The sequence below is a fragment of the Ruminococcus sp. genome (genome assembly GCF_017650195.1).
Taxonomy (GTDB): Bacteria; Bacillota; Clostridia; order Oscillospirales; family Ruminococcaceae; genus Ruminococcus.
Genome location: NZ_JAGCFH010000197.1, coordinates 1 through 12,212 on the forward strand (window position 1 = coordinate 1; position 12,212 = coordinate 12,212).

Sequence of the window (12,212 nt, forward strand, 5' to 3'; positions counted from 1 at the left end):
GCAGTGGGGCGGCTTCGGTGGCCAGCAGGGTGACGCAGCTGGCGGCGCGGCTGGCGGCTGGAACATGGGCGGTGACGCAGCTGGCGGCGCGGCTGGTGGCTGGAACATGGGCGGCGATGCAGCTGGCGGCATGGGTGGCTTCGATATGGGCAACTTCGCATTCATGTCACAGGCTAACTACAACCAAAAGGGCGAGGCTTGGGAGCGCCCGGCTAATATAGAGATATTCGATAACGGAAAGAGCGTTGTATCTCAGGACGTAGGCATCAGAACAAAAGGCGCAGCTTCCCGTGCATGGGCTCAGAAGAGCTTCAATATCTTCGCACGTATGGACTACGGCAAGGGCTCTGTTGAGTACGATCTCTTTGAAGGCAAGTCCACCAAGGAAAGGAACAACAAGGTCATCGATGAATTCGACGGCTTTACAATAAGAAACGGCGGAAACGACAATATGGCTGGCTTCTTCCGTGATTCTGTAAACCAGTCTCTCGTATCCGACAGAGATATGGCTACTCAGGCTACAAGCGAATGCATACTCTTCATCGACGGTGAGTTCTGGGGCATCTATCAGCTCACGGAGAAGTACAACTCTGATTACTTCAAGTCGCATTACGGCGTTAAGAAGAATGATGTTGCATACATCAAGAACGGCACTCTTGAGGACGGTAAGGATCAGGATCTCAGCGAATGGAACAGCCTCCTCAGCCAGATTTCTAGTGCAGATATGACCAGCGATACTGTATATCAGCAGATTAACGAAAAGCTAGATCTTCAGAGCTTTGCAGACTACTTTGCAGCTCAGATTTACTGGGGCAACCACGACTGGCCGGGCAACAACAACGCTGTATGGCGCGCAGATACTGTAGACCCTGAGAATCCTTACGCTGATGGAAGATGGCGTATGGTGCTCTTTGATACAGAGTACAGTGCAAACCTTGCAGACAAGGTAAACGAAGTCGGTCCTACATACAACAGCTTCAGCCAGTTTGGCGGCGGCGGCATGGGCTTCGGCGGCTTCGGCATGGGCGGTGGCTCACTCAGCGGTGCATTCACAAATCTAATGAAGAACGAGACATTCAGACAGCAGTTTGAGCTCACCTTCATGGATATGGCTAACTATAACTTCGATACAAAGAAGACCTCTGAGGCTATCAGCTACTACAAGAGCTTCAAGCAGCAGATCCTCGATACATACAAGCGTTTCCCGTCTTCAAAGCACACTCACAATGAGCAGACATTTGAAGAAGACTATCAGCTCCTCGAGACCTTCTACAACACAAGGTTCGGCAACATAACTTCCATGATGAAGAACTACATGAACCTCACCGGCAGTCTTGCAACAGTTTCTGTAAGCAATGACGGCAGCAAGGGCACACTCAAGCTCAATACGATCAAATTTGACGATTCTATGAGCACATGGAGCGGAAAGTACTATACCGACTACCCTGTTACCGTAAAGGCTGAGGCTAAGGAAGGCTACAGATTCGACCACTGGGAAGTATCCGGAACAACAGTTTCCAATACCACATCAGACGAAATTACTGTTCCCGTAAGCGAGGGCGTTTCAATAAAAGCTGTTTACGCAGCTGGCGATCCTTCTGAGATCAGGACTACTACTTCAACAACATCAAAGACAACAACAACAACAACTACTACTACAGTATCCAATCCTGATGTTCAGGTAACAAAGTACGGCGACGTAAACTGTGACGGTCAGCTTGACCTTTCAGACGCAGTTCTAATCATGCAGGCTCTTGCTAACCCCAACAAGTACGGTGAGAACGGCAGCGACAGCCGCCATATCACAAGGCAGGGTCTTCTCAATGCAGACTGCTCAGGAAACAACGATGGCGTTACAACTGGCGACGCAGCTGCTATACAGAAGCATCTGCTTGGACTTATAAAGACTCTTCCCGATAGATCGTAAGATATCCGGGAAAGCTGAATGAAAATGCTTTTTACGATTCATCAGAAATCTTCCTTTAAATAACCACCTTCAAAAAACAGCGAAGAGTAACACCACTCTTCGCTGTTTTTCTGTATATATGCATCTCAGCCCCTAACCTCGGTATAGTAATATACCGCAAGTTGTGTCCTATCACGGAGCTCGAGCTTGTCAAGAAGGCTGCTTATATAATTCCGGACCGTTCCCTCGCCGAGGAAGAGCTGTCCTGATATTTCCTTGTTGCTAAGTCCCTTTGCAACGAGCTCCATTATCTCGCGCTCCTTATCGCTTATGCCATGGGCGTTGAAGTCATACTGCCCCTTGGGTACCATGAGCTCCGGCAGCTTTGTGATTATCTTTTCGCCGAACACGCTCTGACCTCGCATGACTGCTTCAAGCGCAGGTACTATTCCATCAAAATCCTGTTTGAGTATGTAACCCTTGGCTCCCATATTCAGCGCCTTGACTATATACTCGTCGTCGGAGAAGGTTGTAAGATAAAGGATACGCGCATCCGGGAAGTCGCGAAGTATCTCCTCCCCTGCTTCAAGTCCCGTCATGCCATCCATGCGTATATCCATAAGCATAACGTCAGGGGTATTGCTGCGATACAGCTCTATGGCTTCCCTTCCACTATGCCCCATAGCGGCAACGGTTACAGAACCCGAGCTTTCAAGTATGGTCTTAAGCGACAGAGCTACCAGCTTGTCGTCGTCTATTACTACTATGTTCATAATAACTCCTGTTTCTTATAATTAATTAGTGATCAATGTACCGGCTCATGTTATCATGTTTTTGGTATGGAAAGGAATATCCTGAACCCATTCGGTGAGGGCGTGAAGGTTATCCTTCCCTTAAGAGCCTCAGCACGGTCGGTCATATTCTTCAAGCCTATGCCGCTCTCCTTTATGACAGTGCAGCTACCGTTGTCCTCCATCACGAGCTGATAGAAGGCAGGGTGCTCACGGACTATTATGCTTATCCTGTCGCCGTTTGAATGTTTTGCAGCGTTGGAAAGTCCCTCCTTGACAATGCCTATGATACAGAGCTTGATATTGCCGGGCATAGTGTTGCTTACATCGCAGTCTAGCTCCACCGTGAACCTGCTGTCAACAGTGCTTATACTGTCGCATATTACCTTTTTTAGGTCTATGGAGTCGTCGTGGAGACCGTGGACACTTTCTCGGATACTAGTCATTGCGCTGTCAAGAGTGAAGCGTAGGCTTTCAAGGGGCTCCTTGAGCTGCTCGTCCTTGTTTATGACTATAAGGGCTCCGGATTGTAGTATCGAGCGTGTGAGCAGATGTCCAACATTGTCATGTATCTCACGGGCGATACGGTTGCGTTCCTTCATGGTTGCAAGATGTATCTCGTTGTCCTGAGCGTGAGCAAGACGGATATTCTGCTCGGAGAGCTGGCGGTTCTTGCCGGTAACCTCATCGCGGAGCTGTGTGAGCTTTTCCACGGTCTTTTCAAGTCCAGATATACGTGTATATATTATATAAGCCACTGCGGCAGCTGCCGCGGTTATGAGCAGCTGATTCGGCGACAGAACCTCCAGCTTAAATGCTATCGTCGCCGCAGGCAGTATAAGCCACCATTTCTTTTCCCAGAGTGCGTCGTAGAGCATCAGCGGCATTGTGCAGAAAAACAGTGGAAAAAAACCGCATAGGAACGTACTTGCACCTATCAGTACGTAAGCTGCAAGAGTGCCTGTGAGAAGCTGAACGGCAGCCGATACTGTTATCGCCGCAAGAACAGTGATGACAGGCGCAGTGAAGCTGTCTGTCAGCAACAGACCGATAGTACATATAGTAAGTATGGCAAGTTTATCAATAAGCCTGTTCAAACATGCACCTCCTAAAAACTTACCTTAGCCATTATGAAGCGGCAAAGCCGCTTCAACCGTCCTGAATTTAGTTCATGACAATAACCGTATAGAGACGGCTATCGGGGATATACCAATTATAAAACATCATTGCTTTTTTGTCAACAAAAAGCCGCCGCAGCTCCGTTGATATTCCGGAACTGCGGCAGCGCTGTCAGTTATTCCTCGCGTAGAGGACTGTTATCATTTTTCAGGGAGCTCGGTGATAAGATGAAGCAGATACCTCTGTATAGCGGCTGCGTCACCTGTTGTCATGCCGTCGTTTCCTGTAACGTCAGCGTTCTTTATTCCCTGAGAGGTTATACGCTTCTCATCCTTGCCGTTCTCACCGTACTTATCGGGATTCGCAAGTGCTTGCATAATGAGTACGGCATCTGAAAGATCCACCGTACCGTCACAGTTTACATCGCCTGCGCTGTAATTATCATCATTGTCCGTTGTTGTGGAGGTCGTCACGGAAGTTGTAACGGACGAGGTAGTTTTGGAAGAAGTTAAAGTCGTTGTCACAGTAGTGGTTGTTGTGGTCGTTACCGGCTTCGTTGTAGTAGTCGTTGTAATCGGCGGCTTTGAACTGCCGTCTGAGAGCTGACCGTAAACTATACCGCATCCTACTGTTGACATATACACCTTGCCGAATTCATCCATATCTCCTACAAGGTAGTTGCCGTTTCCAGTGCCTCCGTAGAGGTGATCGGTATTTATACATACCCATGTAGCGCCACCGTCTGTGGAGCGGTAGATACCCTCCTTGTCAGATTCATCGGGCTTACCGTAGATAAAGAGTGTATTGACTCCGCCTGACTTCTCGGGAGCTCCATAGCCCACGCACTTTGCGTAGAAAACATTGTCCAGCTTCTTTACCGTCTTGCCGCTGTCAGATATAAGATAAAGTCCGTACCAGCCAGCTGCCATTGCGATACTTCCGTTGCCAAGGTATGCCGGATCGCCTGTGTGGTCGCACATATCGTACTTGCATACCGTAGTCTCCGTGAAGGTAGCTCCGTAGTCGCTGCTTACCGCAAATGCATAGTGGGACTCCTCAAGAGTAGGCTCTGTCTTGGTCATATCCGATGACCAGTAATCGTTATGTGTGAGCACGGAAGCATAAACGGTTTTGGAATCCTTCGGATCAACAAGGGTGTATACTCCCTTTGTAGCTTTTATGCCTGTGCTTCCCTTCCATGTAGCGCCGAAGTCGTCGCTGTAAGATACACTGCCTGTGGTACTCGTATTTATTATCCTGTACTTGCCTGAGGAGAGCTCCGTTATAGAGAGCTTACCGCCTGTACATGCAGGCTTGAAGGACTTCCATGTCTTGCCGCGGTCAGTGGTATAGTAGCCGCTGCCTGTATTATTTCCGTCGCCGTTGGCAGTTCTTGCCCACACATCAGTATTCTGAGGGCATACCGCAATAGCTGAGGTGGAGCCCATATTCGGCTGATATTGCAGACCTATCTGGTCTACCGCCTCATGCACGAAGCCGTCATAGTCACCGATAGCCGAAAGGTCGAGACCGTCTGCCGTGCTGACGAAATCAAGAGATACAACCTCCTCTATACCGTCCGGGTGGAATGTGAATGTAGGAAGCTTGTCCTCACTGGTGCTCCAAAGATTCTCACAAATAAATACCCCGTTTCCTGATGTTATGAACATCCTGTCGGAGTTTCTCGGGTCAGTAACTACCGTACCCGACCAGTGTATAGCCTTGTCGCGTATCCATGAATAGCCGCCGTCCTGTAAGTAATTGGAAATAAGAGGTTGCTCCCAGCCTTTTGTCTTTCCGGGAGTAAAGTTCTCCCAGGTCTTGCCACCGTCGAAAGAGCGAAAATACTGGTCGCCCCATGCGGGGCCATGCTCCTCAGTCCAGGGCTCCCACTCCTGATCCTTCCAGCTTCCGCAGGTGCCTGCGATAAGGTGGTCGGGGTTTTGAGGATCAGCCCATACGGATCCGTAGCCAGCATCGGGAGAGAGCAGATTCGTAACTGTACCAGTCTTCGGCGAAAAACGGTAAGCGCCGCCGGAAGCACCATTAAAGGCAAGTCCTGCGATATAGGAAATAAGCAGGTCACCGTTTGAATCAAGGTTTATACGTGATGGGTATACATCTGTGGGGAGGTCCTTGCTGAGTACCGAGAACTTATCGTCATTTGTACTTGCAACATGGACGTTTGCCACGCCCTTTATGGAAGTTCCTACATATACCTTTCCGCCTGTAATTGCAATATTCGCAACGCCGTTCTGGTAGTTGTAGGCTTCATCGGTTATGGATCTAGCCATATTGCTGGTCCATGTAGGCCATTTCGTAGTCTTGGTGAAAAGACCGAGGTCGTCGTAACCTGTAACGGGCTCCCATGTCTCGCCGCCGTCTATTGACTTGATAAGCGCCGATTTGGATTTCTCGTCAGAGGTAACGTCACCGCCTGCATATATCACCTTCGGGTTATCGGGATCTACAGCAATAGATTCTCCGCACTGTCTGCCGTCTCCGTTACCCATTACCTTTATGAGCTTGGTGACGTCTATCTCTTTCATGGTTTTGCCACCATCAGTGGTCTTGAATATAACTGTCTTTTCGTTTGAGAAGTAAGCGCAGCCGCAAAGGAAATAAACCGTATCATCGTCGGTAGGATCTATTGCCATAGCGTCAACGCTGAGGAGACCGCGGTCTGCGTCGGTGATGAAGCCAAGGAGCTGTTCCCAGCTTTCGGTATCATAGTTGTACTTGTAAGCGCCGCCTACGTCTGTACGGGCATACATTACCTTCTTGCCTGTGACGATTCCAGAAACGAAACCTCCTCCGCCTATTTTGAGGGTGCCCCATTCCATTTTGTCGGCAATGCTTGCGGACGCTGCTGCCGCAGAATTCCTGCCGGGCTCCGTAGTGCCTGAAACGGAGGAACAGCCAGCGCAGATTGAGAGGGCGCAAAGACCTGCCAGAGCCTTATTCAATGCTTTCATTGTAATTTTCCTTTCTGTTTATGTATTTTAATATCCTGATTCCCAATTTCTTATCCGTGCCTGTTTTCAACTTGATTTTATCATTTCAGATATTCGGTGTCAAGGGATTTGCACCGTTATGACACTATAGGACATAATAAGAATACTATTTTGCAGAAGTCAAAAATGAACATTTCTTTAAGCCGCTGCACAGGAACAAAAAAAGAAATATATCTTTTTGGGCAGCGAGGGTAAGCAAATGCTTGCGTAATTGCTCTGAACCACACAAATTGTAATTTAAAAAAAATTGCGCAGCCTTATAGGCTGCGCGAAACGTTGAGCAATGAAACATATGACATCTGAAGATTCTTTTTTCTAACACCGCCCGTATTCCGAACGGAGAGGATCTGCAAAAAGTAGAGAAGGAGACACCACAGCCCGTTGTGGGCGGCAAGGCGGGCCGCACCATAACTGTTTCCCCCCAGTTCCTTCGACTGTAGCGTCTGAACTCCTTATCTACATTCACGATATATTAATCTCATATCCTATGTTCATTCTATCACAGCCTGTTCCACACGGTTCAACAAAAAATTTACATATTTTTTATGACATAAAATGCCTTTTTTCATCAATTTTAAGCCTTTTGTGCAGAATCAACAGCTTTGAGACATAAAAATTTTTGAAAATCCACACAAAAATTGGTCGTAAATTTCTTTACAAACAGTGCAGAATGTGATATAATGATCTTATATATTCAGATCATTTCTTTGGAGGATCATTCCGTGGAAATAGTTTCAGAACTAATCAAGAGTTATTTTTTATCATTTGCACTTATTTTAGGCATTATCATAATGCTTCTTGAAAACCGCAAGGAGCGCCCTCAAGGTACGGATCATATAATCGTCATAGTTGTTGTGCTCTCCCTCATCGTTCTGAATAAGGCAGCGGACGATCTTTTCAGGTGGACACTGTACGATGATACAAGGAACTATACCGACGACGCCGCTATGACACTGATGTATATGCGTTCCGCGCTGGAGCACATACTCTTTCCGCTTATCGCATATATAGAGCTGTTGCTTATAGTACCAGTAAAAAAGAAATATGTATTCTTCCTGCCTGAGCTGATCTGTATTATCGCGGAATCTGTAAATCTTGGAAAGCCAGGCATAATATTCAGCTATAACAAGCACCTCGATTATGTAGACGGTCCTCTCATGCTGCTCCCCTATTTTGTGGGTATGATATATCTGCTGCTGCTCATGAGGTACTCTATACTCTTCATCAAGGAAAAGGAAATGAGCAAGGGCGTTACGGTGATATTCATAGTATTCCTTACCCTTGCGGAATGTTATCTTGAAGCAGCATACATAGTTGTGGACGTTATGGACGAGATAGTCGCCCTGGACGTTATAATATACTACTTTTACCTCGTTGCCATTTATCAGAGCGAGATGAAGATAAAGCTCAGGACAAGCGAGCTGGAGCTGGAGCGAAGCAAGCGTATGCTTATGCTCTCACAAATACAGCCCCATTTCATGTACAATTCACTTACGTCCATAACCTATCTTTGCGACAAGGATGCTTCACAAGCAAAGAGAGCCCTGATAGACTTCTCCAAGTTTCTCAGAAAGAACCTCGAAGCTATGACAAACAAAAACATTGTCCCAATAAAGGAAGAGCTGGAGCATACACAGGTCTATCTTTCCCTTGAAAAGATAAGGTTCGGCGATGATCTTGATATCATATTCGATGTAAAGGACAGCGACTTTTCTGTGCCGGTGCTGACAGTGCAGCCCCTTGTGGAGAATGCTGTAAAACACGGTATAAATCGCTCTGAGAGTGGCTGCGGTACGGTCTGCATATCCACTGAGGAAACAGATAGCTTCCACAAGGTTATAATAAAGGATGACGGTGGCGGCTTCGACGTGGAGTCCTTAAACAATCTGGACGAAGGACATATAGGTATCTCGAACGTTCGCAAGCGTCTGCTTGACGAATGCGGCGGCGAGCTGATAATAAAAAGCGCTCCCAACGAGGGAACTGAGTGTACTATTCTTATCCCAAAGGAGAATCACTATGAAAATTCTGGCAATTGACGATGAAAGATTTGCATTACAGCTTCTTGTAGATACGCTTCACAAGGTCTGCCCCGAGGCGGAGATAGTATCATTTCGCCGCCCCTCACAGTTCATGGAGTATGAGGATAAGGAGCCCTTTGACGCAGCTTTTCTCGATATCCGCATCGGTCAGATGTCGGGCATACAGGTGGCTATAGAGCTGAAAAAACATTCTCCCATGTGCAATATAGTCTTTGTCACGAGCTATTCTGAATACGCTTTTGCGGCTATACAGATGCGTCCCAGTGGCTATATAATGAAGCCCTACACGGAAGAGGATATCCGCAACGAGTTTAATAATTTCAGATATTCTCCTCAGCCTGAAGACAAAAACAGCGACAAGCTCAAGATACGCACCTTCGGCAACTTCCGCGTCTTCGGGAAGGACGATGTTCCGCTCAAATTTTCAAGGACTATTTCCAAGGAAATATTCGCGTATCTTATAGACCAATGCGGCTATCCCGTAACGAGCAAGGAAATAGCGGCAGACGTTCTTGAGGTAGAAGACTTTGATCGTCCTACCTCCAAGAAGGTATCGCAGTACGTTTCCGACCTTATAAAAGATATAGAGAACGCAGGCTTCCACAATGTAATAATCAAACAGAACCGCCAGATACTTGTGAATAAGGAGGCGGTGGACTGTGACCTCTACGACCTCTTTGCAGGAGATACAGCCGCTTTCAGCACCTATCACGGCGAGTACATGATAGACTATTCGTGGGCTGAGATAAGCGACTCTGCCGAAAGGATAAAATCCCTCGGATACAAGTTCTGAGCTGTAAAGTATAACTATCCTAAATATAGGGGGGGCGATGTCAACGCCCCCCTTTTAATCATTACCTGAGCTTAAGCTCTGTGTCCGCCTATCTGCTGATTGCGTGATATCGCAGTAGCTCCGGTGCAGAGGTTAGTTCCGCGGAGCACCGCGTTCTTGCCATATTTCTCCTTCATTCTCAGCACAGCAAGCTGTAAGCTCTGCTCACGGTGAAGTTCCGCATTTTCCGCATTTCTGCGGCGCTCGTCCTCCTCAGGGTCAGTAAAGAAGTCCAGCTGGCGTTGCTCCTCCTGTACTTTCTCCGCCGGCACTACCCTGTTCGCGCATACGGTTATCCTGCGTATAAGCAGTATATCATCGGTGATATGGTCAAAGAGCTCCATAGCCGCCTCTGTTATCAGCTTTGCAGAGGAAACGGGAGCCCTGAGGTTTATTGTACCATGAGCGTGTACAGGCACAGGTCTGCCATAATGGTCAAGGGATACTTTTCCAGTGTACCGCTCCGCTATATAGTCCCTGCGGAGATTCTCCGCATCGTAGCCGACGGTTATAGTGAGTTGATCTGAAACGAGTCCCCTTCCCACGAGGTCAAGTGAGAGCATATCTGCCATTTCCCATGTTATCAGTCTTGCAGTACTGTTTGGAGTTGCCTCCTGCAATACCTGTCCTGAGCTTATACTACTGTTCTCTGGGCGGTAGCTTTTTATATCCGCTATGGTACACGACTCCCAGCCCCATGCATGGTCTATAAGTAGCTCAGCGTTCACGCCGAACATTCTGTAGAGGGCCTTTTCGCCGAATTCCGTGGCAGACATACGTGCTATATCCCCCATAGTGAAAACACCGCAGCGTTCCAGTCTGCCGGCATATCCCTTTCCAACACGCCAGAAGTCCGTAATAGGACGATGCCCCCACATAAGACGGCGATAGGACATTTCGTCAAGCTCGGCTATACGCACTCCATTTTCATCTGCAGGCATTTTCTTTGCAACTATATCCATAGCTATCTTGCAGAGGTAGAGGTTTGTGCCTATCCCTGCGGTAGCGGTTATGCCCGTACTTTTCAGCACATCACGTATCATGGTCATAGCGAGCTCCCGGGCGGTCATGCCATAGGTTTTCAGATAGGCAGTAGCGTCGATGAATACCTCGTCTATGGAGTATACATGTATATCCTCCGGAGCCACGTATTTCAGGTATATCTGGTATATCCTCGTGCTGTAGGCTATATAGTGAGCCATTCTCGGAACTGCAACTATGTATGACAACTTAAGGGAAGGATCGGCTTTAAGCTCGCTGTCTTTGAATGACTCTTCACGGAAGCGTCTTCCCGGAGCCCTGTATTTACGTCCTGCGTTGACCTCTGCCGTCCTTGCTACGACCTCAAAAAGCCTTGGCCTGCCTGGCACTCCATAAGCTTTCAAGGACGGCGATACTGCAAGGCATATAGTCTTTTCAGTGCGGCTCTCGTCTGCGACAACAAGATTTGTATCGAGAGGGTCAAGCCCCCTCTCTGCACATTCCACGGAGGCATAAAACGACTTAAGATCAATTGCTATATATTTTTTTTCCATAAGCCTCCTCCTATCGAATGTATGTTCTGATTTTATTATACTACTGCATCTCCACAATGTCAATACTTTCAAAAAAAGAAAATACGTTTCTTTTTTGTGCTTTTTTGCTTAGCACATTTCTCCCAATTTATAGCATAATATTGCTATATCATACTGTATCATACAATAAAAATTACTGTTGATTGGCTATTATCCACAAAAAAATTGATTAAATGCCTTTCAAGTACTTACATTAAGGTTAATTGACACTTTCTATCACAAATGATATAATTTTAATATAGGACTTTAGCAGATCACACATTCAAAAAAGATCTTTCGAACACGACAGTAATATCCAAATATATCTACAGGCGCCGGCAAGCGCATACCATATAACTGATACCATACAGTGTATAGTCCTGACTACTTTCATAGGGAGATGTGTAAACATGAATCAGGATTCAATATCCTTCGACCTTGGCTGTAATTTTGATTACAAGCTGTTCGATGTCGTTGATCAATACGACAAGAAACACGCCATAACAAGCTTTTTCGGAAAACTAAAATATGATGGTCTTCCAGGAGGCCGTACAGCTTCAATCATTCCTGACTTTTCAATGGATCAGCTTGCTGATTACGTAAAGGAATGTCAGAAGCGCGATATAACCTTTAACTATCTTATCAACCCTCTTTCAATGGATCAGAACGAGATAGACCCTGTAATGGGCAAAAAGATACGTGAATTCATACACACCATGTATGATATGGGTATCAAGGCTTTCACCCTCAATTCTCCTATACTCATAAAGTACGTAAAGAGAGAATTCAAGGACGCCTTCGTAACTCTCGGTCTTTACGCATATCCTACAACTATTCAGCATATAGAGTACTGGCGCAACTGGGGCGTTGACGAGATTACTCTCGACCACTGCTTCAACAGAAGGTTCGATCTTCTCAGACAGCTCCTGACACAGTATAAGGATACAGACTTCCA

Annotated in this window: 8 protein-coding genes; 4 read left to right on the forward strand and 4 right to left on the reverse strand. The window is 46.8% G+C overall.

From position 1 onward, the window contains the following. A partial coding sequence (locus tag J6U00_RS09115; RefSeq protein ID WP_296581198.1) for a CotH kinase family protein occupies positions 1-1,927 on the forward strand: 1,927 nt, incomplete at its 5' end. 125 nt (positions 1,928-2,052) lie between these two features. On the opposite strand, the gene J6U00_RS09120 is transcribed toward J6U00_RS09115, so the two are convergent. The 3 genes from J6U00_RS09120 to J6U00_RS09130 all read right to left on the reverse strand — a co-directional run bounded on the left by J6U00_RS09120 (position 2,053) and on the right by J6U00_RS09130 (position 6,791). Continuing rightward, positions 2,053-2,679 carry a response regulator transcription factor gene (locus J6U00_RS09120; protein ID WP_296581200.1) on the reverse strand — a complete coding sequence of 209 codons (627 nt, stop codon included), beginning with the start codon at positions 2,677-2,679 and terminating at the stop codon, positions 2,053-2,055. A 53-nt stretch (positions 2,680-2,732) separates the two neighbouring features. Further along, complete coding sequence (locus J6U00_RS09125) at positions 2,733-3,794, reverse strand: histidine kinase (protein ID WP_296581202.1); 1,062 nt, start codon at positions 3,792-3,794, stop codon at positions 2,733-2,735. Between the two features lie 222 nt (positions 3,795-4,016). Then, on the reverse strand, positions 4,017-6,791 hold the full coding sequence (locus J6U00_RS09130; RefSeq protein WP_296581205.1) for a dockerin type I domain-containing protein: 2,775 nt from the start codon (positions 6,789-6,791) through the stop codon (positions 4,017-4,019). A 761-nt stretch (positions 6,792-7,552) separates the two neighbouring features. On the opposite strand from J6U00_RS09130, the gene J6U00_RS09135 reads away from it, so the two are divergent. Together J6U00_RS09135 and J6U00_RS09140 are read left to right on the forward strand one after the other, a co-directional pair. Then, positions 7,553-8,869, forward strand: a complete 1,317-nt coding sequence (locus tag J6U00_RS09135) for a histidine kinase (RefSeq protein WP_296581207.1) — start codon at positions 7,553-7,555, stop codon at positions 8,867-8,869. Next, positions 8,850-9,665 (forward strand): response regulator, encoded by an 816-nt coding sequence (locus J6U00_RS09140; RefSeq protein WP_296581208.1) that lies wholly within the window; start codon positions 8,850-8,852, stop codon positions 9,663-9,665. The genes J6U00_RS09135 and J6U00_RS09140 overlap by 20 nt, the downstream gene beginning before the upstream one ends. Positions 9,666-9,736: 71 nt before the next feature. On the opposite strand, the gene J6U00_RS09145 is transcribed toward J6U00_RS09140, so the two are convergent. Next, positions 9,737-11,239 (reverse strand): DNA methylase, encoded by a 1,503-nt coding sequence (locus tag J6U00_RS09145; RefSeq protein WP_296581209.1) that lies wholly within the window; start codon positions 11,237-11,239, stop codon positions 9,737-9,739. 428 nt (positions 11,240-11,667) lie between these two features. Between J6U00_RS09145 and J6U00_RS09150 the strand changes: the two genes are divergently transcribed. Next, a partial coding sequence (locus J6U00_RS09150; protein ID WP_296581210.1) for a hypothetical protein occupies positions 11,668-12,212 on the forward strand: 545 nt, incomplete at its 3' end.